At 70.2% G+C, this 22,207-nt stretch carries 21 protein-coding genes and 1 riboswitch; of the genes, 11 read left to right on the forward strand and 10 right to left on the reverse strand.

All coding sequences use genetic code 11. The annotated features are described in order from the left end of the window. Positions 1-29: 29 nt before the first annotated feature. The 3 genes from LDO11_RS11325 to LDO11_RS11335 all read right to left on the reverse strand — a co-directional run bounded on the left by LDO11_RS11325 (position 30) and on the right by LDO11_RS11335 (position 3,532). A complete protein-coding gene (locus tag LDO11_RS11325) occupies positions 30-869 on the reverse strand; it encodes a TSCPD domain-containing protein (RefSeq protein WP_232141641.1) in 840 nt (279 codons plus the stop codon). A 91-nt stretch (positions 870-960) separates the two neighbouring features. After that, the gene (locus LDO11_RS11330) at positions 961-1,257 is read right to left on the reverse strand and encodes a hypothetical protein (RefSeq protein WP_232141642.1); all 297 of its coding nucleotides are present in this window, start codon (positions 1,255-1,257) and stop codon (positions 961-963) included. Positions 1,258-1,381: 124 nt separating this feature from the next. After that, positions 1,382-3,532 (reverse strand): adenosylcobalamin-dependent ribonucleoside-diphosphate reductase, encoded by a 2,151-nt coding sequence (locus LDO11_RS11335; RefSeq protein ID WP_232141643.1) that lies wholly within the window; start codon positions 3,530-3,532, stop codon positions 1,382-1,384. A gap of 522 nt (positions 3,533-4,054) precedes the next feature. Here LDO11_RS11335 and LDO11_RS11340 point away from each other — a divergent pair. The 7 genes from LDO11_RS11340 (at position 4,055) to LDO11_RS11370 (ending at position 10,321) form a co-directional block, all read left to right on the forward strand. Then, entirely contained in the window at positions 4,055-5,482 is a 1,428-nt protein-coding gene (locus LDO11_RS11340) for a Do family serine endopeptidase (RefSeq protein ID WP_232141644.1), read from the forward strand. A gap of 41 nt (positions 5,483-5,523) precedes the next feature. Next, on the forward strand, positions 5,524-5,874 hold the full coding sequence (locus tag LDO11_RS11345; protein ID WP_232141645.1) for a hypothetical protein: 351 nt from the start codon (positions 5,524-5,526) through the stop codon (positions 5,872-5,874). A gap of 27 nt (positions 5,875-5,901) precedes the next feature. Further along, entirely contained in the window at positions 5,902-6,471 is a 570-nt protein-coding gene (locus tag LDO11_RS11350; RefSeq protein ID WP_232141646.1) for a phage holin family protein, read from the forward strand. After that, entirely contained in the window at positions 6,468-7,022 is a 555-nt protein-coding gene (locus tag LDO11_RS11355) for a protein sip-5 (protein ID WP_232141647.1), read from the forward strand. Before LDO11_RS11350 ends, LDO11_RS11355 begins: the two co-directional genes overlap by 4 nt. Before the next feature lie 4 nt (positions 7,023-7,026). Continuing rightward, a complete protein-coding gene (locus LDO11_RS11360; RefSeq protein ID WP_232141648.1) occupies positions 7,027-8,109 on the forward strand; it encodes an AI-2E family transporter in 1,083 nt (360 codons plus the stop codon). A gap of 71 nt (positions 8,110-8,180) precedes the next feature. Further along, entirely contained in the window at positions 8,181-8,906 is a 726-nt protein-coding gene (locus tag LDO11_RS11365; protein WP_232141649.1) for an HAD family hydrolase, read from the forward strand. Positions 8,907-8,944: 38 nt separating this feature from the next. Further along, positions 8,945-10,321, forward strand: a complete 1,377-nt coding sequence (locus LDO11_RS11370) for a leucyl aminopeptidase family protein (RefSeq protein WP_232141650.1) — start codon at positions 8,945-8,947, stop codon at positions 10,319-10,321. A 281-nt stretch (positions 10,322-10,602) separates the two neighbouring features. Here the strand turns inward: LDO11_RS11370 and LDO11_RS11375 are convergent, their stop codons facing one another. From LDO11_RS11375 to LDO11_RS11385, 3 genes are all read right to left on the reverse strand, one after another. Next, on the reverse strand, positions 10,603-11,334 hold the full coding sequence (locus LDO11_RS11375) for a pirin family protein (RefSeq protein ID WP_232141651.1): 732 nt from the start codon (positions 11,332-11,334) through the stop codon (positions 10,603-10,605). An 82-nt stretch (positions 11,335-11,416) separates the two neighbouring features. Next, complete coding sequence (locus tag LDO11_RS11380; RefSeq protein WP_232141652.1) at positions 11,417-12,013, reverse strand: YceI family protein; 597 nt, start codon at positions 12,011-12,013, stop codon at positions 11,417-11,419. 70 nt (positions 12,014-12,083) lie between these two features. Continuing rightward, complete coding sequence (locus LDO11_RS11385; RefSeq protein WP_232141653.1) at positions 12,084-12,668, reverse strand: malonic semialdehyde reductase; 585 nt, start codon at positions 12,666-12,668, stop codon at positions 12,084-12,086. A 99-nt stretch (positions 12,669-12,767) separates the two neighbouring features. Here LDO11_RS11385 and LDO11_RS11390 point away from each other — a divergent pair, with 99 nt between their 5' ends. Beyond that, positions 12,768-13,760: a mitochondrial fission ELM1 family protein gene (locus tag LDO11_RS11390; protein ID WP_232141654.1), complete on the forward strand. Its 993-nt coding sequence runs from the start codon at positions 12,768-12,770 to the stop codon at positions 13,758-13,760. Between the two features lie 32 nt (positions 13,761-13,792). Further along, positions 13,793-14,044, forward strand: a riboswitch (cobalamin riboswitch). Positions 14,045-14,214: 170 nt separating this feature from the next. Further along, positions 14,215-16,080, forward strand: coding sequence for a TonB-dependent receptor domain-containing protein (locus tag LDO11_RS11395; RefSeq protein WP_232141655.1), 1,866 nt, complete (start codon positions 14,215-14,217; stop codon positions 16,078-16,080). 150 nt (positions 16,081-16,230) lie between these two features. On the opposite strand, the gene LDO11_RS11400 is transcribed toward LDO11_RS11395, so the two are convergent. Continuing rightward, the gene (locus LDO11_RS11400; protein WP_232141656.1) at positions 16,231-16,884 is read right to left on the reverse strand and encodes a phosphoglycolate phosphatase; all 654 of its coding nucleotides are present in this window, start codon (positions 16,882-16,884) and stop codon (positions 16,231-16,233) included. 64 nt (positions 16,885-16,948) lie between these two features. Next, positions 16,949-17,407: a hypothetical protein gene (locus LDO11_RS11405; RefSeq protein ID WP_232141657.1), complete on the reverse strand. Its 459-nt coding sequence runs from the start codon at positions 17,405-17,407 to the stop codon at positions 16,949-16,951. A 176-nt stretch (positions 17,408-17,583) separates the two neighbouring features. On the opposite strand from LDO11_RS11405, the gene LDO11_RS11410 reads away from it, so the two are divergent. Beyond that, entirely contained in the window at positions 17,584-17,889 is a 306-nt protein-coding gene (locus LDO11_RS11410) for a DUF2218 domain-containing protein (RefSeq protein ID WP_129136821.1), read from the forward strand. 3 nt (positions 17,890-17,892) lie between these two features. Here LDO11_RS11410 and dinB read toward each other — a convergent pair whose 3' ends face one another. After that, on the reverse strand, positions 17,893-18,960 hold the full coding sequence (dinB, locus tag LDO11_RS11415) for a DNA polymerase IV (RefSeq protein ID WP_232141658.1): 1,068 nt from the start codon (positions 18,958-18,960) through the stop codon (positions 17,893-17,895). Between the two features lie 317 nt (positions 18,961-19,277). On the opposite strand from dinB, the gene LDO11_RS11420 reads away from it, so the two are divergent. After that, on the forward strand, positions 19,278-19,433 hold the full coding sequence (locus LDO11_RS11420; RefSeq protein WP_164972206.1) for a hypothetical protein: 156 nt from the start codon (positions 19,278-19,280) through the stop codon (positions 19,431-19,433). A gap of 61 nt (positions 19,434-19,494) precedes the next feature. On the opposite strand, the gene LDO11_RS11425 is transcribed toward LDO11_RS11420, so the two are convergent. Continuing rightward, positions 19,495-22,203: a bifunctional acetate--CoA ligase family protein/GNAT family N-acetyltransferase gene (locus LDO11_RS11425; protein WP_232141659.1), complete on the reverse strand. Its 2,709-nt coding sequence runs from the start codon at positions 22,201-22,203 to the stop codon at positions 19,495-19,497. Positions 22,204-22,207 lie beyond the last annotated feature (4 nt).

The following is a 22,207-nucleotide window of genomic DNA, read 5'->3' on the forward strand; positions in this document are numbered from 1 at the left end:
AGTCAGGTTCCGCACTGGTGCCGCCTGGCTCACCCGCACTTCGAGTACCCGCAGTTCAGGCACGTCGCGCAGCCGTCCATCAGTACCAGCGCCTTCGTGCTGCACTTGTGGCACATGGTCGCCGTGGGCGGGAAGCTGGTGCCGTCGCCGGTTACGGCGATGTCTTCGGGATGGTCGTTGGCTGATTGAAGAGCGCCCTCATCCGCCCTTCGGGCACCTTCTCCCGCACTGGCGGGAGAAGGGTCCAGAGCGGCGGGTGCGCTTACGTCACTGTTTTTTTTTGAGCGGTCTTCGTACTGCTTGCGCTTCTCGGCGATCAGCGCGCGGGTGGCGTCGCTCATTTCCGGGTCGTGGATCATGCCGATCGACTTCAGGTGCTCCTCGACGATCGAGCCGAGTTCCGCCACCAGCGAGGGCATGTACACGCCGCCGGCCTTGAAGTAGCCGCCGCGAGGGTCGAACACGGCCTTCATCTCTTCCACCAGGAAGGTCACGTCGCCGCCCTTGCGGAACACCGCGCTCATGATGCGGGTGAGCGCGACGATCCACTGGAAGTGCTCCATCGACTTCGAGTTGACGAAGATCTCGAACGGGCGGCGCTGCTCGTGCTCGGTATCGGCGTTGAGCACGATGTCGTTGATGGTCACGTACATGGCGTGCTCGACCAGCGGCGACTTGATCTTGTAGGTGCTGCCGATCAGCACCTCGGGGCGCTCGATGCGCTCGTGCATGTGGATCACGTCGGCGCTGGGGCGCGCAGCGGTTTCCGCGGCTGCACTGGCCTGCGCGGCGGCGGCCGCTTCCTTCGCCCTGTCCTCGGGAAGGACCACGGCGTAACCCCTGATTTTCTTTTCGATCCTGACGGCCATTGTTGATCCCGTATTGCGGTGTTCTGGACTGGATGGGTGCCCTCACCCCTCACCCCTCTCCCGCGGGCGGGAGAGGGGTGAGGAAAGGGCGCTAGCGGGGCGCCCCGCGGGCGGCCTTCTTCGCGGTCTTCCTTGCAGGCGCGGTGCGCGCTGCGGTGTTCTTCGCCACGCGGGGCGCGGCGGACTTCGATGCGACCTTCTTCGTGGCCGCCTTCTTCGCGATGGCTTTCTTCGTGGCGACCTTCTTCGTTGCGGCCTTCTTTGCCGCCACCCTGTTCACTGTCGCCTTCTTCGCCACCGCCTTCTTCGCGGCGGCCCTGGCCGGCGCTTTGGCCACCGGCTTTGCGCTCACCTTCTCCGCCACGGCATCGCGGATCGTCGCGGTCACTCCATTACCGTTGCTCATCGGGGTTTCCTCGTCTGGTGCGCAGGCGCTGCCGCGCGGCGGATTACGGGATTGCCTTCACGTGTCTGTTCGCGGAGCGACCGGGCGCGGCGAACCGCGCTCTGCCTCAGAACTTGCCGTAATACCCTTCCTTCAGCGCATCGAACAGGTTGGCGGCGGTGTGGGTCTCGCCGTCGTATTCGATCCGCTCGTTGCCCTTCACCTCCACCACCGAACCGTCCTCGAGTTCGAAGCGGTAGGTGGTGTTCTCCAGATCCTTTTCCTTCACCAGCACGCCCTGGAAGGCGGCCGGGTTGAAGCGGAACGTGGTGCAGCCCTTGAGGCCCTGCCGGTAGGCGTAGGTGTAGATGTCCTTGAAGTCCTCGTACGGGTAGTCGGTCGGGACGTTCGCGGTCTTGGAGATCGAGCTGTCCACCCACTTCTGCGCGGCGGCCTGCACGTCCACGTGTTCCCTGGGCGAGACGTCGTCGGCAGAGATGAAATAGTCGGGCAGCTGGGCGTCGGCGCTTTCGGCGAACGGCATCGCCTTCGGGTTCACCAGGTGGCGGTAGGCCAGCAGCTCGAAGGAGAACACGTCCACCTTCTCCTTGGACTTCTTGCCTTCGCGGATCACGTTGCGGCTGTAGTGATGCGCGAACGACGGCTCGATGCCGTTGGAGGCGTTGTTGGCCAGCGACAGGCTGATGGTGCCGGTGGGCGCGATCGAGCTGTGGTGGGTGAAGCGCGCACCGGTTTCGGCCAGCTGCTCGACGAGCTCGGGTGCAACCGTGGCCACCTTCTGCATGTAGCGGCTGTAGCGCGCGTGCAGCACCTTGCCTTCAATCTCCTGGCCGATCTTCCAGCCGTCCTTCGCCATCTCCGGGCGCTTGCGCAGCATTTCCCGGGTGACCGTGAAGCGCTCTTCCATGATCGGCGCCGGGCCCTTTTCCTGCGCCAGCGCCAGGCCGGTTTCCCAGCCGGCAATCGCCATGTCGCGGGCGATGGCTTCGGTGAACTCGCAGCTCTCCTTCGAGCCGTACTTCATCTTCAGCATGGTCACGGTGCTCCCCAGGCCGAGGAAGCCCATGCCGTGGCGGCGCTTGCGCATGATCTCGTTGCGCTGCTCTTCCAGCGGCAGGCCGTTCACTTCCACCACGTTGTCGAGCATGCGGGTGAACACGCGCACGACTTCCTTGTATTCCTCCCAGTCGAAACGCGCGCGGTCGGTGAACGGGTCGCGCACGAACTTGGTGAGGTTGATCGACCCCAGCAGGCACGCGCCGTAGGGCGGCAGCGGCTGTTCGCCACAGGGGTTGGTGGCGCGGATGTTCTCGCACCACCAGTTGTTGTTCATCTCGTTGACCTTGTCGATCAGGATGAAGCCCGGCTCGGCGTAGTCGTACGTCGAGACCATGATCATGTCCCACAGGTGGCGGGCACGGACCTTGCCGTAGACCCGGCAGGCCACCAGGCCGTCGTCGCGCACCACGTAGCCTTCGGTCTGCGGCCACTCGCGCCAGATCACCTGCTCGGCATCGGCGAGGTCGACATCGCCCTCTTCCTTCAGCGACAGCGGGAACACCAGCGGCCAGTCGGCATCTGTCTCCACAGCCTGCATGAAGCCGTCGGTGACCAGCAGCGAGAGGTTGAACTGGCGCAGGCGGCCGTCCTCGCGCTTGGCGCGGATGAAGTCGCGCACGTCGGGGTGGCTGACGTCGAAGGTGCCCATCTGCGCGCCACGGCGGCCGCCGGCCGAGGACACGGTGAAGCACATCTTGTCGTAGATATCCATGAACGACATCGGGCCCGAGGTGTAGGCGCCGGCGCCGGCGACGAACGCGCCGCGCGGGCGCAGCGTCGAGAACTCGTAGCCGATGCCGCAGCCGGCCTTCAGCGTCAGCCCGGCCTCGTGGACCTTCTGCAGGATGCCGTCCATCGAGTCGCCGATGGTGCCGGAGACGGTGCAGTTGATCGTCGAGGTGGCGGGCTTGTGCGCCAGCGCGCCGGCGTTGGAGGTGATGCGGCCGGCCGGGATCGCCCCGCGGCGCAGCGCCCACAGGAAGCGCTCGTACCAGTACTTGCGCTTCTCGCCATCGGGCTCGGCATCGGCCAGCGCGCGGGCGACGCGCTGGTAGGTGCCGTCGATGTCGGCATCCACCGGTTCGCCCTGCTTGGTCTTGAGGCGGTACTTCTTGTCCCAGATGTCCGCCGACGCGGGCTGCATCGGGATGTCCGTGGTCGTGTCGTTCCTGACCGCCTCGAGGCGCACCGTGCTCATGCCTGACCTGTCTCCTGTGGTGTCCGGCGGAGTGCTTCCGCCGTGATGTTGTTTCATGGGTGGGTGTCCGGTGCCGGCGCCTGGAGGCACCGACGCCCGGAGCGCGCTGCGTGGTTACGCATCGCGATCGTGTCCGTGGTTTGCGCGTGGCCCGGGGCCGATTACCTGCACGTCCGCCTCCCCGTCAGGCGTTGCATGCCGACCTTGCCTGTCCACCAGTGCTTGGGTTATGGGCTTCATGCAGACCCCAAGATGTAGTGGACAACGCGGTCCAAGCTACGCCCGGACGGGGGCGAAGTCAACGCCTTGACGGGGTCTCCGACGTGCGGTGCGCGGGGGTCTTCACGGGCCACGGGAGCGGCCCGCCGGGTGATCATGAACAGGCGCTTTTCAAGCAGTGGCGCGGCGCCCCGCGGGTGTGGAGCACAAGCTGACTGCGCGTTACCGTCGGGCCCCGGCGACGTGTCGCGCACCCCGCTTTCACGCCGCTGCCACCCACCCCGACAGAACAATCAACTTCACATGCGCCCATTCCCGACCCTCCTTGCCCTGATGGCCGCTGCCGCGTTCGGCGGCATGGCCGCCACCGTGCTCACCGACCTGCCACGCCAGGCGCGCGCGGCCGAGCCCGCGGTGCCGGCGCCGGCCGGTGTGGTCACGTCGGGGCTGCCGTCGATCGGCGGCCAGCCGCTGCCGTCGCTGGCACCCATGCTCGAGCAGGTGATCCCGGCCGTCGTCGGCGTGCACAACACCCGCCGCGTGCAGGTCAGCCCGTTCGGCAACGACCCGTTCTTCCGCCGCATGTTTCCCGAGATGAGCCAGGAGCGGCTGGACCAGTCGCTGGGCTCGGGCGTGGTCGTCGATGCCCAGCGCGGCCTGGTGCTGACCAACCACCACGTGATCGAGGGCGCCGACGAGGTGTCGGTGACGCTGTCGGACGGGCGCACGCTGCCGGCCGAGTTCCTCGGCTCCGACCCGGAGACCGACATCGCGCTGATGCGGGTGGAGTCCACCGACCTCACCGCGATCCCGCTGGCTGACAGCAGCACGCTGCGGGTCGGCGATTTCGTGGTCGCGGTGGGCAACCCGTTCGGCTTCAGCCAGACGGTGACCTCCGGCATCGTCTCGGCGGTCGGCCGCAGCAACGTGCCGGGCATCGGCTTCCAGAACTTCATCCAGACCGATGCGTCGATCAACCCGGGCAATTCCGGCGGCGCGCTGGTCAACCTGCGCGGCGAGCTGGTCGGCATCAACACCGCCAGCTTCAACGTGCGCGGCAGCATGGCCGGCAATATCGGCATCGGCTTCGCGATCCCGTCCAATCTCGCCGGCAGCGTGATGCGCCAGCTGGAGAACAGCGGCACGGTGCGCCGCGGCACCCTGGGCATCGACACCCAGACGGTGGACGCGCGCATCGCCCAGGGCCTGGGGATCGACGAGGCGCGCGGTGCGGTGGTGACGCGGGTGCACGAAGGTGCGGCCGGCGCACGTGCCGGACTGCGCACCGGCGATGTCATCGTCGCCGCCAACGGCCAGCGCGTGGACAACGCCGAGGCGCTGCGCAACATCCAGGGCCTGCAGCCGGTGGATGCGCCGATGACGCTGTCGGTGCTGCGCGACGGCCGCACCATCGAGATCTCCACGCGCCTGACCGAGCTGCCGCGCGACGGCGCCTCGTATGACCCGCGGCTGGCCGGCGCCACCCTGTCCGACCTTCCCGAAGCACTGCGCCGCCAGACCGACCGCATCAGCGGCGTGCTGGTGGAGCGTGTCGAGCCCGGCAGCGCGGCGGCCCGCAACGGCCTGCGCGCCGGGGACCTGATCCGCGCCGCCACCGGTGGCCAGTTCCACGACCTTGCCGGCTTCCGCGCCACCCTGGCCGGCCAGCCGGACGCCCTGGTGCTGCTGGTGGTCCGCGGTGGCCGCCAGTACCAGCTGCGCCTGCAGTAGTAGTCCCGCCCCCCACCCTTTACCCCCAACGGAGAACCACCATGAGCACCACCCCGACCAATACCCTCAAGCAGGACCTCGGTGACTGCGGCGGCTCGCTGAAGCAGGCCGCCACCGATGCCAGCAGCGCGCTGCGCAATGCCGCCGCGGCTGCCGCCGAAGAACTGAAGGCCGGCCAGGCCAATCTGAAGGCCGACCTGTCCGATGGCGCCTCCGCCGGCATGTCGGCGCTGGGTGGCCTCAACCAGGCCGGCCATGAGCAGATGGACGAGCTGCTCGACAAGGGCAAAGACCTGGTCGACAGCGCGGCCGACATGATCCGCGAGCGTCCGCTGGCCTCGTTCGGCGTCGCCTTCGCTGCCGGCTGGCTGATCGCCAAGCTCGGCCGCTAACGAACAGTCCTGCCACGGGGAACAGCCTTGAAACCTGACGACCAAGCCCCCCGGGACGCCACAGGCGGCGCTGCGCCCGAACCGGGCAAAGCGCCGCACGTGGACGAAAGCGTCCGTCGCATCGGCAAATCCGGGCGTGACACCGCGAAGTCCGCACTGGACACCGGGCGTGCGCTGCGACGGCTGATCTCGGCCGACTTCGCGCTCGCGCGCAGTGCCACCGGCCGTGCAATGGCCTGGGTGGCGATCGGGGTGGTGTTCGGCGCGTCGGCGTGGCTGCTGCTGATGGGTGCGCTGATCGTGCTGCTGCAACGTATCGACGGGATCTCCTGGCTGGCCTCTTTCACGATCACCGCGCTGGTCAGCCTGGTGGTGACCGGCGTCGCCGGTTGGCGGGCCTCGGTGTTCTTCGATTACGCGGGCATGCACGCCAGCCGCCGGCAGTTGCAGCGGCTGGGGCTGTTCAGCGAGGACGACGAGGATGACGAGGAGTCGTCCGCCGCCAAGGGCACCCAACCCCCGATGCCCTCGGAGGCGGCGGGTCCGCAGCGCGACGGACTGGCCGGTCCGAAGCCACCGGGGACGGAGGCGCCATGAACTTCAAACAACTGAAAACACGCGTCGAGCGCAGCGAGCAGGTGGTGGACGGCCGCATCCTGCAGACCCGGCTGTCGTGGAGCGGGCTGCAGACCAACTGGAAGGAGGGCTGGACGCCGCCGCGCATCATCATCGTGGGCGCGCTGCTGGGCTTCATCAGCGGCAAGGCGCGGCCGGCACGGGCGTTGCGCCAGGTGGGCAATGTCGCGAACCCGAAGATGATGCAGCTGGTCACGTCGGTGGCCGGGCTGGTGGCGTCGGTGCAGTCCAGCTTTGCCGCGAGCAAGGCCAAGACCGCCGCCGATACCGCCGATGACGCCGCGACCACCGCCGATGTCGCCGCAACCACTGCCGATGCGGCTGCCGGCAGTGCCGCCGGTGCCGCGGCTGCGGGCGCGTCCACGCCTGCCGCGCGTGTGGCAGCGGGCTCCACGGCGACGATGCATCCATTCGATGCGGACCGGCCACGCAGTGATCGCAGCCGGCCGGACCCGCAGTGGGATCGCCAGCCGTCACCGGCCGAGGCCGCCACCGACCTGTCAGAACGCTAGCGGCATGGTCGCCAGCGGCGAGACCGTCGACAGCGAGCTGCCCCCGGCGCCCGCGCCCCGCCCGCGCGCGCCGGTCTCACTGGTGGTGCTGGCCACCCTTGCCGTGCTGGCCGCCGCCTGGGCGGCGCAGGGGCTGATCCTGCCCATTCTGCTGGCGATGTTCTTCGCCATGGTCGGCAACCCGATCCTGCGCGGCCTGCGGCGGCTGTATGTGCCGCGCTTCCTCGGCGCGCTGATCGTGCTGATCGGTGGCCTGGCGGCAACCGGCATGCTGGCCTGGCAGCTGGCGGGCCCGGTGCGGGTATGGATCGAGGAGGCGCCGCGGCAGCTGCGCTCGCTGACCCCGCGCCTGCAGCAGATGGCCAAGCCGGTGCAGTCCGCGGCGGAATCGATCGCCCGGGTCGCCGATGTCGGCCCGAAGCAGCGCGTGCAACTGGTGGAGATCAAAAGCGGCGGCACGCTGGCGCTGCTGGCGGCCACGCCACGGATGATGGCGTCGGTGCTGGCGGTGGTGCTGCTGACATTCTTCTTCATGGTCTATGGCGAACGCCTGCAGCGGCATGCGATCGCGATCCTGCCCGACCGCCAGCGCAAGAAGCTCACCGTCTACATCATGTCCTCGATCGAGCGCGAGGTGTCGCGCTACATCCTCACCATCAGCATCATCAACACCCTGCTGGGCATGGCGCTCGCCGGCAGCCTGATGGCGCTGGGCGTGGGCGGCCCGGAGGCGCTGATGTGGGGCACGATCGTGGCGCTGCTGAATTTCGCCCCGTACGTCGGCGCCTTCATCGGCGCGTTCCTGATGTTGCTGATGGGCCTGGTGAGCTTCGACACGCTGGGCATGTCGCTGCTGCCGGTGGCGATCTATCTCGGCCTGCACACGCTGGAGGGGCAACTGATCACCCCGATCGTGCTCGGCCGGCGGATGGCGCTGTCGCCGCTGATCCTGATCATCGCGCTGATGGTGTTCGGGTTCCTGTTCGGCATCATCGGCCTGCTGCTGGCGGTGCCTCTGCTCGTCTGCGCCAAGATCGCGCTGGTGCGCGTGGAAGGCATGGACCGCTGGGCGCGACTGCTGGAGTAGTCCCCGGCGCGGGACGCTGCGTGCCTCACGGCACGGGTGCCGGTCAGCGGCCGCGGCCTACAATGGCCGCCATGGCTTTCGCCGTCCGCGCCATCACCCTCGACCTCGACGACACCGTGTGGCCGTTCGCACCGATCGGCGAGCGCATCGAGCACGTGCTCGACGAATGGCTGCGCACCCACAGCCCGGAAACCGCGAAACGCTGGCCGCCCGAGGCGATGCGCGCGATGCGCGAGCGCGTGTGGCGCAACAATCCGCACCTGGCCCATGACCTCTCCGCGCTGCGGCGCATGACGCTGGAGATCGCGCTGCGCGACAGCGGCGCCGACATGGCACTGCTGGATCCCGCCTACGAGGCGTTCTACGCCGCGCGCAACGAGGTCGAGCACTATCCCGACAGCCTCGATGCGCTGGCGCGCATCAGCGCGCGGGTGCCGGTGGCTGCGCTGACCAACGGCAATGCCGACCTCACCCGGATCGGCATCGACGCGCACTTCGTGTTCCAGCTGGGCTCGCGCGAGCACGGCAAGGCCAAGCCGTCGCCGTGCATCTTCCACGCCGCCTGCGCGCGGCTGGACTGCGCGCACGGCGAGGTGCTGCACGTCGGCGACCATGTCGATGCCGACGTCGCCGGAGCGTTCCGCGCCGGGCTGCGCACCTGCTGGATCAACCGCGACGGCCGCCGCTGGACCAACCGCCAGCTGCGGCCCGACCTCGAATTCGACAGCCTCGCAGGCCTGGCCGACTGGATGGAGACGCACGACATCCGCGCCCCCGCCGTCGCCGGCCCGGGCTGATCCCGACGCATCGCACCTTGCCGTTTCCAGGAGTCCGCATGACATCGACCGCCCCCACCCTGCCCGCCGGCCTGGTCGCCGCCACCGACGCCACGCAGCCGCGCCCGTTGCATGTGGTGCAGCGCGCCGATGTCGACAGCTGGCGCTCGCGTCAGGATGCGCGCACGCAGGCCTGGCTGGACGGCCACGGCTTCGACGGCAAGGGCTGGATCGCGCTGCCCGGCGATGACGGCCTGGCCGGCGCGCTGTGGGTGGTGGACGACGCCCGCGACCCCTACGCCTGGGCACAGGCCCCGACCGCGTTGCCGCCGGGCGACTGGACGGTGGACGGCGCCGACGACGCGCGCAGCGCCTGCGTGCTCGGCTGGGGGCTGGGGGCCTACCGCTTCACCCGCTACTGCAAGGGCGGCCGCGCGCCGGCGCGGCTGGTGCTGGACGGCGAGCATGCCGACATCCTGCACCTCGTCACCGCCTGCAACCGCGTGCGTGACCTGGTCAACACGCCGACCGAGGACATGGGCCCGGAGCAGCTGGAACAGATCACCCGCGACATCGGCGCCGCGCATGGCGCAAGCGTGGAAAGCATCGTCGGTGACGAGCTGCTGGCGCGGAACTTCCCGGCCATCCACGCGGTCGGCCGCGCCTCGCACCGCGCACCACGCCTGCTGCAGCTGACCTGGGGCGATGCCGCGCATCCGCATCTGGTGCTGGTGGGCAAGGGCGTGTGCTTCGACACCGGCGGGCTCGACATCAAGCCGGCCGACGGCATGCGCAACATGAAAAAGGACATGGGCGGCGCCGCGCATGCGATCGCGATGGCCGAGCTGATCATGGCCCGCGCGCTGCCGGTGCGGCTGACACTGCTGGTCCCGGCGGTCGAGAACGCCATCGGGCCGAACGCGCTGCGCCCCGGCGAGGTGATCGCCACGCGCAAGGGCCTGAGCGTGGAGATCGACAACACCGACGCCGAGGGGCGCCTGGTGCTGTGCGATGCGCTGGCGCTGGCCGGCGAGCAGTCGCCGGACCTCATCGTCGATTTCGCGACGCTCACCGGCGCCGCGCGTATCGCGCTGGGCCCCGACCTGCCGGCGCTCTACAGCAACGACGACGGCGTGGCCAGTGCGTGGCTGGAGCAGGGCCTGGCCCACCACGACCCGGTGTGGCGGATGCCGCTGTGGCGGCCGTACCTGCGCTACCTGCACAGCCGCATCGCGGACATGGCCAACGCCGGCTCGCGGATGGCCGGTTCGGTCACCGCCGCCCTGTATCTCGAGCGCTTCGTGCCGGAAGGCCAGCGGTGGGCGCACCTGGACGTGTATTCCTGGAACGACAGCGACCGCCCCGGCAAGCCCGCCGGCGGCGAAGCCCAGGGCCTGCGCGCGGCGTGGGCGATGCTGGAAGCGCGGTATCGCTGAACGGCACGCCGGAACAGCGCCCTCATCCGCCCCTGCGGGGCACCTTCTCCCGCAGGCGGGAGAAGGGTTGGTCCTGCCCCCCCCGCCGGAGGGTAGGGCTTGCATGCCGCGCACACCGGCACGGGGGAGCAGGAATCAGTCGAGGCGGGCGGTGTCTCGACAGGCAAGGTCGCCCCCTTACGAGAGCCCCGCGACTGACAACCCTTCTCCCGCCTGCGGGAGAAGGTGGCGCGGAGCGCCGGATGAGGGCGGCTCGCCGGTCTGGTGGGTGACCCTGCCGCTCAGGCCGGCAGTTCCACCCGCAGGAGATCCGCCGGCCGTTCCGCTGCGGTGACCTCGGCCTGTGGATCCTCCTCACGATCCCACGCAAGCGCATCGCCAGCCGCCAGCGCGTGTTCGCCGATCGCGACGTTCCCGTGCAGCACCTGCAGCCACACCTTGCGCCCGGGCTTCACGTCGATCGCCACCCCCTCGCCCGGTGGCACCCTCGCCACCGAGATCCGCGCATCCAGACGCAGCGGCAATGCGTCCGGGTCGGCGTTGTCGGCATCGCCGGAATCGGCATCGCCAGCCGCCAGTACCTGCCAGCGTCCATCACGGCCCGTGCGGTCGAACCACGCCTCCAGCTTCCGCGGCGTGGTGTTGAGCACAGCCGGTTGCAGCCACAGGCGCACCATGTCGACCGGATGCTCCGCGGACGGGTTGTGCTCGACGTGGTCGATGCCATGCCCTGCATCCAGCAGCTGCACGCAGCCGCCATGCAGTTCGCCGGACGCGGCGCCGTCGGACCACGCCAGCACGCCACAGCGCACCCAGGTCAGCACCTGCATGTTGGCTCTACGTTGCGGTGGCAGCGCCACGCCCGCGCCGATGCATTCCTCCGAGAGCACGCGCAGCGCGCCGAAGCCCATGCGTTCGCGGTCGATCCAGATGCCCGACGAGAAGCTGTGCACGCTGTCGATGCCGGCCTGCGCCAGGCGGCCGCGGGTGTGCGCGGGAAACAGGACGGGCATGGAGACCTCCGCAAACGACGACGCCCCCGGATCCGGGGGCGTCGCCATGTTACCGCTGCGCCATCCTGCCGCTGCTGCCGGCTCACTCCGCGGCGCTGGCCTCAGTGGTGATGTGCAGCTCGATCTCGTCGGCTACGTTCGGCACGTGCAGGCCCAGGCCGAAGTCGCTGCGCTTGAGGGTGGTCTTCGCATCGAAGCCGGCCGTCGGCTTCCTGCTCATCGGGTGCGCGCCGATGGCGTTGATGGTGGCATCGAGCACCACTTCGCGGGTGATGTCCTTGATGGTGAGATCGCCTGTGACCTTCAGCCGGCCCTCGCCGGCCGCTTCCACCGAGGTGCTGCGGAAGGTGGCCTGCGGAAACTTGGCGGCATCGAAGAAGTCGTCGCTCAACAGGTGGTCGTTGAACGCCGGCACGTTGGACTCCAGGCCGGACAGCGGCAGGGTGACCTGGACGCTGGAGGCGGACACGTCGTCGGCATCGTGGACGATGCTGCCCTCGGCATCGCCGAACAGGATCACCGGGTTGGAGAAGCCGAAGTGGTTCCACTTCGCGACCACGGTGGTGTGGGACGGATCCATGGTGTAGGTGACCGGGGCGGCGAACGCGGCGCCGGCGGCGAACGCCAGCGTGGCGACCAGCGCACTGCGTTGCAGGAAGCTGCGGGAAGGCATGTGCATGGCGGAACTCCTTGTGGCGGGTCGGGTGCATGCGCCGGATCGTCGGATCCGGCAGTCATGGGACGCCGGATCAGGCGATCCGGCAGGCCTCGTCGAACGACAGCCGCGGCGAGCGGTCGAAGATGCTGGCCGGGTCGCCATGGCCGATGTTGACGAGGATGTTGCTGCGGATGCTGGTGCCGGCGAAGAACAGCTCGTCGACCATCGCCGCGTCGAATCCGGTCATCGGGCCGGTATCGAGGCCCAGCGCGCGGGCGGCCATGATCAGGTAGGCCGCCTGCAGGGTGCCGTTGCGCAGCGCATGGTCGCGACGCGCGTCCTGCGGGCCGTCGAACCAGCTCTTCGCATCGGTGTGGGGGAACAGGTAGGGCAGCTTCTCGTGGAAGTCGAGGTCATGGCCGACGATCACCACCACCGGCGCCGACAGCGTCTTCTCCCGATTGCCCTCCGACAGCGCCGGGGCGAGCTTCTGCTTCGCCTCGTCGGACCCTACGAACACGAAACGCGCCGGACACTGGTTGGCGCTGGTCGGCCCCCACTTCACCAGTTCGTACAGCCGCTGCAGGGTGGCGTCGTCGATCCCGCCGGTGAAGCGGTTGTAGGTGCGTGCGGTGCGGAAGAGCTGGTCCAGGGCAGTCGCGTCGAGCGCCTTCATCGTGCGTGGGTCCTTTGCGGCGATGCCGCGCGTGTGAACAGGCCCGCAGTGTAGAGTCCCGGCCGCAGGGCTGCCGAGCCCGGGTCGCAACGCAAGGTCATGCCACTGGAACGCACGCCCGCGCAATTCAAGGACCACGTCGTGGATGCGGCGATCTGGACCCTCACCGACGGCAACGCCGGCAACGTGCGCCAGGCCGATGCGCTGGCGGCCGCGCTCGGCGGGCCAACCCGCGGCTTCACGCTTGCCGCGCGCGCGCCATGGCGCGTGGCGGCACCGCGCATGCTGCCGCGTGCACGGGGTGCATTCGGCGATGCCTGGGCAGAGGCGCTGGCGCAGCCGCCGCGGCTGGCGATCGGCTGCGGCCGCCAGGGCGCGCTGGCCACGCGGCTGGCCGGCCGTGCCGGCGCGCGCACCGTGCAGATCCTCGATCCGCGCATCGACCCGTGCCACTGGGACCTGGTGATCGCACCCGATCACGACGGTCTGCGCGGCGACAACGTACTGACCGTGACCGGCAGCCTGCATCCGGTCGACGATGCCTGGCTCGACGCGGCCCGCGTTGCGCACCCCGCGCTGGGCGCGCTGCCCGGCCCGCGCACCGCGTTGCTGCTGGGCGGGCCGAGCCGGCATGTCGGGTTCGACGTGGCCGCGTTCGAGCGGCTGGCGGCGATGCTGCTGCCGCGCATCGCCGCCGAGGGCGGCAGCCTGCTGGCCACGGTGTCACGGCGCACGCCGGCCGACGTCGTCAGCGCACTGCGCGCACGCGTGGCCGATCTTCCCGGCGTGTGCTGGACCGGGCCAGGCGACGGCGCCAATCCGTATGCCGGCCTGCTCGCATGGGCCGACCGCATCGTGTCCAGCGCGGATTCGGTGAACATGCTGTCCGAAGCCAGTGCCACCCGGGTACCCGTGTTCGTCGCCGAGCCCGACGGCGTGCGTGGACGGCCGCGGCAGTTCATCGATGCGCTGCTGTCGCGTGGGCGGGTGCGTGCGCTGGATGCGGCTCTGGCGCCATTCGATGCCGTGCCGCTGCGCGAGACCGCGCGCATCGCCGCGCTGGTCCGTGCGCGCCTTGGCCTGCGCAATTGAACGGTAGACCGCCGGCATTGGCTGCGCTGGCGTACAATCGCCGCGCTTCAGGTGACCCGGCATTGGCCGGGTTGAACACGCCAGTGTCCAACGGGAAGCCGGTGACGCGCGCGGAGATCTCCGCCGCCATTCCGGCGCTGCCCCCGCAACGGTAAGCGAGTCGAGGCGCCGCCTCCGCCACTGTGGTCCCCGCGCAAGCGGTCCATGGGAAGGCGCGGCGCTGGGGCCGGTCATTGACCGTTCCACTCGCGAGCCCGGAGACCGGCCTGGAGCGGGCCCCCGGCCCGAGCGGTTGCCGATGCGGTGGGCATCGAGGCTGCGCGATGCGCGTGCGCGTGCATCCCGTGCCTCGTGCCTGTTTCCTGCGTGCCTCCGTGCGGGTCGATCGCGGGCAGTCGCATCCAGCGCCTGCCTCCACACGACACGCGTGCGAGGGTGCGCGCGAGGAGTTTCCATGCACGTCCGACCGTTGTTCCTGGCCATCGCGGCCAGCGCTCCATTCGTCCCGACTACCGGCCATGCCGCGAGTGCCGCGGCAGACCTGGATGAGATCGTCGTGACCGGCACCCGGTTGCCCGTCACGCTCGCCGACAGCATCTCGCCCACCGAGGTGATCGATCGCGCCGAGATCGAACGCACCCAGCCGCTGGACCTGCCGGAGCTGCTCCAAGGGCGTGCCGGCATCAACCTGGTGAACAACGGCGGGCCGGGCAAGCAGACCTCGCTGTTCATGCGCGGCGCGGGCTCCAACCAGATCCTGGTGCTGGTGGATGGCATCCGCATCGGATCCGCCACCGCCGGCCTGCCTGCGCTGCAGGACATTCCCGTCGAACAGATCGAACGCATCGAGATCGTACGCGGACCGCATTCCAGCCTGTACGGCGCCGATGCGATCGGCGGCGTCATCCAGATCTTCACCCGCCGCGACCGCGGCGCATTGCGGCCGCGTCTGCACCTCGGTGCGGGCAGCAATAACCTGCGCCGGGCCGGTGCCGGCATCGGTGGCGGCAGCGAACGTGCGTGGTTCGGTGCGGACGTCGCCTACACCCGCACCGATGGCATCAACTCGTGCCGCGGGCGCGGGCCGGATCCGGCTGATCCGTACGACTTCGGCGCCGGCTGCTTCACCGACGAACCAGACGACGACGGCTACCGCAACCTGTCGACCAGCGTGCGTGGCGGAGTGGCGCTGGCCGAACACTGGACCCTCGATGCGCATCTGCTGCGCGCCGAAGGAGAGAACGAATACGACGGCAGCTGGGCGAACTACTCGGAGGTCGTCCAGCAGGTGGCCGGCGCCACCCTGGACTATGCGCCGGCCAGCGGCTTCGGCCTCCGCTCGAGCGTGGGCCGCAGCACCGACCGGACCGACGACTACGCCCACGGCATCCACGTCGCCGAATTGCGCACCCGTCGCGACCAGGCCACCGTCCAGGCGAACCTGCCGCTGGGCACCACGCAGACCGCGGCGGTCGGCATCGACTGGCTGCGCGACCGGATCGACGGCACCTCCGGGTACGACGTGGCATCGCGGGACAATCTCGGCGTGTTCGCGGTCTGGACGGGCCGCTTCGGCGCACACCACATCGAGGCCAGCGCGCGGCACGACGACAACGAACAGTTCGGCGGCCACGCCACCGGCAGCCTCGGCTGGGGCCTGTCGCTCGCGCATGACCTGCGCCTCAATGCCAGCTTCTCCACGGGTTTCCGCGCTCCGAGCTTCAACGACCTGTACTACCCCGGCTTCGGCAACGCCGGCCTGCAGCCCGAGGAATCGAAGAACCTGAACCTCGGAGTCAGCCAGGCCCGCAACGCCTGGCACTGGGCGCTGGACGTGTACGAGAACCGCGTCGACGATCTCATCAGCTACGACGCCGCACTCGGCCTGCCCGGCAACGTGGCAAAGGCGAGCCTGCGCGGTGCCGATCTGGCCGGTGGGCTGGCGCTGGGCGAGTGGCGCCTTGGCGCGCAGCTCAGCCACGTCGATCCGCGCAACCGCAGCGACGGTCCGGGCCACGACAACCTGCTCGCGCGGCGTGCGCGCAACACCGGTCGCGTCGACGTCGACCGCGCGTTCGGCGCGCTGCGCGTGGGGGCAACGGTCAACGCCGCCGGCCACCGTTACGACGATGCCGCCAATCTCGACCGTGTCGGGGGATTCGCCACCACCGACCTGCGCGTCGAGTACGCCTTCGCGCCCGCGTGGGCCCTGCAGGCGCGGGTGAGTAACGTGTTCGACCGCGACTACGAGACGGTGCGCTGGTACAACCAGCCTGGCCGCGGGTTCATGGTGACGCTGCGTTACGCTCCGGTACGCTGAGCGCGACGCAGCTCCGCGTGCCCTTCCGGCCCGGAATCGCGGCCAAGGCCGCTCCCACACCGCCTGTGGGAGCGCCTTCAGGCGCGAATACCATCCGTGCGCAGGCATCGCGGCCAAGGCCGCTCCCACACCGCCGCCGCGCGGCGGTGCCTATGCCAGGCTCAGCAGTTCCTCGATACGGTCGATCACCGCCAGGGCGCCGGCACCGTGCAGATCGAAGCTGCGCGGGTAGCCGTAGCTCACCAGCACCACCGGCATGGCCGCCGCGCGCGCCGCGGCGAAGTCGGTTTCCGAATCACCGACCATCAGGCACTGCTGCGGCGTTGCACCCAGCTGCGTGGCCAGGTGCAGCAGCGGACGCGGGTCGGGCTTGCGCCAGGCGAGGCTGTCGCCGCCCACCACCTCATCGAAAAAGCCGTCGATACCCATCGCCGCCAGCAGCGGCGGCACGAAGCGCGAGGGCTTGTTGGTGCACACCGCCATCCGTACGCCGCGCTCGCGCAGCGCCTGCAGGGTGTCGGCGACACCGTCGTACAGCCGCGGCGCCAGCAGCAGGCAGGCCTCGTAATGGACCATGAAGCGCGGATACACCGCATCCGCCGACAACGGACTGCCTGCATCGCGCAGCGCACTGGTGATCAGCTGCGGCGCGCCTTCGCCGATCCAGCCGCGGATGCGCGCTTCGGGCACGCGCGGCAGGCCGAGTTCGGCCAGCATGCGGTTGACCGCTTCGGCGATGTCGGAAGCGCTGTCGACCAGCGTGCCGTCGAGGTCGAACAGGACGGCGGGGAACGGAAACGTCATGGCGCTCTGCCGGTGCGGGCGGGCCATTCTCGCACCCGCGCGCCAGGGCGTCGCGCCGGCGGCCTCAGTGCGCGGGATGCACGGCGTCGACGTCGCCGCGGATTGCATGCAGCACGCGCACCAGCTCGCGATAGCCGGCGGCCAGTTGCGCGAACAGGTCGCCGTAGGCATCGCGGCTTGCAGCGGCCACGTCGCGGTAGGCGCCGCGGCCCAGGTCGACGAAGTAGTCCAGGCTGACCCGCCGGCGCTCCGCCAGCGCCGGATACAGCCCGGCGATCAGCAGGCAACGATCGCCGACATCGCGCAGCGCATCGGCACGCGCCCGCCCGAAGCATTCCTGCGCGTGCAGCCATTCCAGTGCCTGCGTGCGCGCCAGCAGCATGCCGTCGCGCTGGTGCCGCAACAGCACGAAGACCAGATAACTCTCGCTTGCCTCGTCGAGCGGGCAACCGCCGCGCCGTGCGCCGTCGCGCACCAGTGCCTGGTAGAGCTCGGCCGCCGCGCCTTGGGTCAGGGTGTGCATGCATCGCCTCCTGTGTGTGTTCCGGGCAGCACCGACGCTAGCGCAACAGGCCCGGAAAACCTTGGCAGTCGCGCGGCGACGCTGCCAGTGCAGCGGAACACAGCTTCGCGCGCCGGCCCGTCCACGCCGGGTGACCGCGCGTTATGGTGCGGGCCCTGCAGTCCCGGAGACGACGCATGTCCCAGACCACCTCCACCGCCGTCATCGCATCGCCGGATGCCGCACGCCTGCTGCGTACGCTGTGCAACCACTGGCGCCACAAGTTCGAGATCCGCCGCGACCATGACGGCCACGCCCATGTGCCGTTCACCGCCGATGGGGGCGCGGATTTCGACGTCGACGGCGAGCGCCTGCGCATCCGCCTGCAGCATCCCGACGCCGACGAGCGCGCGCGCCTGCAGCGTGTCATCGAGAACCACCTGCGGCGTTTCGAACGCGACGAGACGCTGGCCTTCGACTGGTCGCCCGACGGCGGCGCGTGACCATCAGGCGACGCTGAACAGCTCGCGCTGGCCGGGCAGTTCCTCGCGTTCGCGAAAGCCCGACAGGCCCACGCCCACCAGCCGGTAGCGCGTCGTGGCCGGAAGCTCCACGCGGTGGCGCAGCGCGCTGGCGATCGTGGCGAGTTCCTGCGCCGAACGCGGCGGCATGTCCGGCGTCAGGCTGCGGGTGAGGATGCGGAAATCGGCGGTCTTGAGTTTGAGCACCACGGTGCGACCGACCCGCTCGGTGCGCGTGGTGGCGGCCCAGGTCTTCTCCGCCAACCGCTGGATCTGCGACTCCAGTGCGTCCAGCGGCAGGTCCTCGGCGAAGGTGTCCTCCGAGGAGATCGACTGCACCGGCTGGTCGGGCTCCACCGGGCGCTCGTCGATGCCGCGTGCGCGCTCGTGCAGGCGCCGGCCCCAGGCGCCGAAGCGCCCGACCAGCTGCTCCAGCGGCAGCGCGCGCAGGTCGCCGACGGTGGCCACGCCGAGCTCGGCAAGCCTGCCCTGCATGACCTTGCCGACGCCGGGGATACGCCCCACCGGCAGGTCGGTGAGGAAGGCGGTGACCTGCGACGGCCGCACCACGAACAGCCCGTCGGGTTTGTTCCAGTCGGATGCGATCTTGGCGATGAACTTGTTGGGCGCCACTCCCGCCGATGCGGTCAGCGCGGTTTCCTCGCGGATCTGCGCGCGGATGCGCTCCGCGGTGGCGGTGGCACTGGGCGCGGCGATCTTCGGCTCGGTGACGTCGAGATAGGCCTCGTCGAGCGACAGCGGTTCGACCAGGTCGGTGTGCTGGTGGAAGATCGCCCGCACCTGCTTCGACACCGCCTTGTAGCGGGCGAAGTCGGGCGGCACGAACACCGCGTCCGGGCAGAGGCGTTCGGCGCGCAGGGCCGGCATCGCCGAGCGCACGCCGTAGCGGCGCGCCTCGTAGGAGGCCGCGCAGACCACCGAGCGCATCCCGCGCCAGGCCACCACCACCGGGCGGCCGCGCAACGCGGGGTCGTCGCGCTGCTCGACCGAGGCGTAGAAGGCATCCATGTCGATGTGGAGGATCTTGCGCACCCGGCCATTATCCGCCGCGCCGACTGGCCATTTGCTGTCGGCGGCGTTTGCCCGGCGCGCGCGCCGGGAGCACCGCGTGTGAACGCTTCCACGGGCACGCCGGTGATGTCGTTCACCCGGTGGGAGCGGACCTGGCCGTGGTCTACCCGTTGCAGTACCGAAACGGTCGTCCTTGACCTGCCGCTGACGTGCGGGGGGCGAGGATCCACCGGTACCGGGTGGATCCGCTTCGCGCACCGCCCGATGGCGTGGTGGCATCGGCCGCTCGCCCACCCCACGCAATGCGGCGGCATCACGCGCCGCCGGAGATCAGGACCATGACCCAGCACACGCCCCAGCCGCAGCCCGACGCCGACGCCGACGAACAGGACCGCAAGGACCAGGTCGACGAGAACCAGGACGAGGCGCTGGAGGAGACCTTCCCGGCCAGCGACCCGGTATCGCCGTTCGTGCCGGCCAGGGTTCCGGAATAACGATCAGCGGGAACGCGGCGGTGGTGGCCGGGACCGGTCGCCACCGCCGCGGGGGAAGGGATCAGCGTTCCGGCGGCAACGGGCCGATCGGAAGCACCACACGCACCAGGGTGGCATCGTCGGGATCGGGCACCACCTCGAACCCGAGCTGCCGGCACATCGCGATCATGGTGCGGTTCTCGCGCAGCACCTGGCCCTCGACCACGCGCAGCCCCAGCCAGTGCGCGTACTCGATCATCAGCCGCATCAGGCGCCAGCCGATCCCGTGGCCCTTGAGGTCGGAACGCACCAGGATGCCGTACTCGCCGCGGTCGAAGTCGGCATCCGCCAGCAGGCGTACCGCGCCGAGCATCTCGCCGGTGGCGGGATCGATCATCGCCAGCGCGATCGCACGCGCGTAGTCGAGCTGGGTCAGCCGGGCGATGAACTCGTGGCTGAAATGACGCACCGCGCTGAAGAAGCGCAGCCGCAGGTCCTCGGTGGTGACGTGGCCGAAGAACGCGCGGAACATCGCATCGTCCTCGGGCCGCACCGGGCGCACGAACGCTTCGCGGCCGTCGGCAAGCGCGACGGTGCGCTCCCATTCCTTCGGATACGGCCGCACTGCGAAGCGCGGATGGCCGGGGCCCTTGTGCAGCGGCACGGTGGGCGCGATGCGCACCCGTGCATCGACGGCGACCACGCCGTCGCGATCGGCCAGCAGCGGGTTGATGTCGAGCTCGCGTACCTGCGGCAGGTCCGCGGCGAGCTGCGCCAGCTTCACCAGCACCAGCGCGACGGCATCGGTATCGGCAGCCGGCACGTCGCGATAGGCCCTGAGGATGCGTGACACCCGGGTGCGCCCGATCAGTTCATGCGCCAGCCGCAGATCCAGCGGCGGCAGCGCCAGCGCCTTGTCGTCGATCACCTCCACCGCGGTGCCGCCGCGACCGAACACGATGACCGGTCCGAAGGTGGCATCGTCGGCGATGCCGCAGATCAGCTCGCGGGCCTTCTGCCGCACCACCATCGGCTGCACGGTGACGCCGTCGATGCGCGCCTGCGGCTGCCGCTCGCGGGCGCGCTGCAGGATCCCGGCGGCCGCCTCGCGCACGGCATCGGCGCTGACCAGCCCCAGGCGCACGCCGTCGACGTCCGACTTGTGCTGGATATCGGGCGAGAGGATCTTCACCACGACCGCCTCGCCCTGCGCCAGCAGGTCGCCGGCAGCCTGCGCGGCGGCATCGGGATCGGCGGCGCGCACCACCGGGGTGATCGGGATGCCGTAGGCGGCGAACAACCGGCCGACCTGCAGCGGATCCAGCCACTCGCTGCCGGCGGCCACCGCCTCGGCGATGACCGCCTGCGCCACGCCGGCATCGGGCGCGAAATCCTCGGGCAGGCTCGGCGGCGTTTCCTTCAGCGCGTCCTGCGCTTCCTGGTGGCGCACCAGGTACATGAAACCGCGCACCGCGTCGGCCTCGGTGGCATAGGTCGGGATGTTGGCCGCGTCCAGCGTGTCGATCGCATCCTGCTGCTTGCCCAGCCAGACCGCGAACACCGGCTTGTCGCCGGCGCGCCCGCGGCGACGACCGAGCACGTCGACCACCGCATGCGCGGCCTCGGACGCCGACGACAGTGCGGTCGGCACGTTCATCGTCAGCACCGCGTCGGTGGCGGGGTCGGCGAGCATGGCTTCCAGCGCGGCGGTGTAACGCGCGCCGTCGGCATCGCCGACGATGTCGACGGGATTGGCGCGCGACCAGGTGCCCGGCAGCACGCCGTCCAGGCGGGTGATGGTGTCTTCGGACAGCGTGGCGACCGTGCCACCCAGGTCCGACAGCGTGTCGACCGCAAGCACGCCGACACCGCCGCCGTTGGTGAGCACGCCGAGGCGCCGCCCGGGCGTTCCGCGCACGTGGCGCAGGGTTTCCGCGGCAGCAAACAGTTCGTCGAGAGAGTGCACGCGCAGGAGCCCCGCGCGTCGGAAGGCGGCGTCGTAGACCGCATCGGAGCCGGCCAGCGCGCCGGTATGGGTGGCGGCGGCACGCGCACCGGCCGCGTGGCGGCCCGACTTCACCACCACCACCGGTTTGGCGCGCGCCGCGGCACGCGCGGCGGACATGAACTTGCGCGCATTGCGGATGGATTCCACGTACAGCAGGATCGCGCGGGTGCGCGGGTCCAGCGCGAAATGGTCGAGCAGGTCGCCGAAGTCGACGTCGAGCGCATCGCCCATCGACACCACCGCCGAGAACCCGACCGAGCGCGCCAGCCCCCACTCGACCATGCCGACCGCGATCGCGCCCGACTGCGACACCAGGGCGAGGTCGCCCGGCGCGGCCGGGTTCGCGGCAAAGCTTGCGTTGAGCCCCGCGTGCGGCGACATCACCCCGAGACAGTTGGGGCCGATCACGCGCAGGCCGGAGGGCCGCGCGGCGCTGGCGAGCTCTTCGGCGAACGAGCCCGGCCCCTGCCCGAGCCCGGCGGTGATCACGATCGCGGCCCTGACCCCGGCGGCCGCTGCCTCCGCCACCACCCGTGGCACCAACGCCGGAGGCGTGGTCACCACCACCAGTTCCGGCACCCAGCCCAGTGCCGCGATGCTTGCCGCGGTGGCGATGCCGTCGATGTCGCGATGGCGCGGGTTGACCACGCCGAGTGGCCCGGCGAAGCCCCCATCGCGCAGGTTGCGCAGCACGATGCGGCCGACCGAGCGCTCGCGCGGGCTGGCGCCGACCACGGCGACCGACCGCGGATGGAAGACGGAACCGAGTCCGTAGGTGCTCATGTGC

The sequence above is a fragment of the Alterluteimonas muca genome, assembly GCF_021191595.1.
Classification (GTDB): domain Bacteria; phylum Pseudomonadota; class Gammaproteobacteria; order Xanthomonadales; family Xanthomonadaceae; genus Luteimonas; species Luteimonas muca.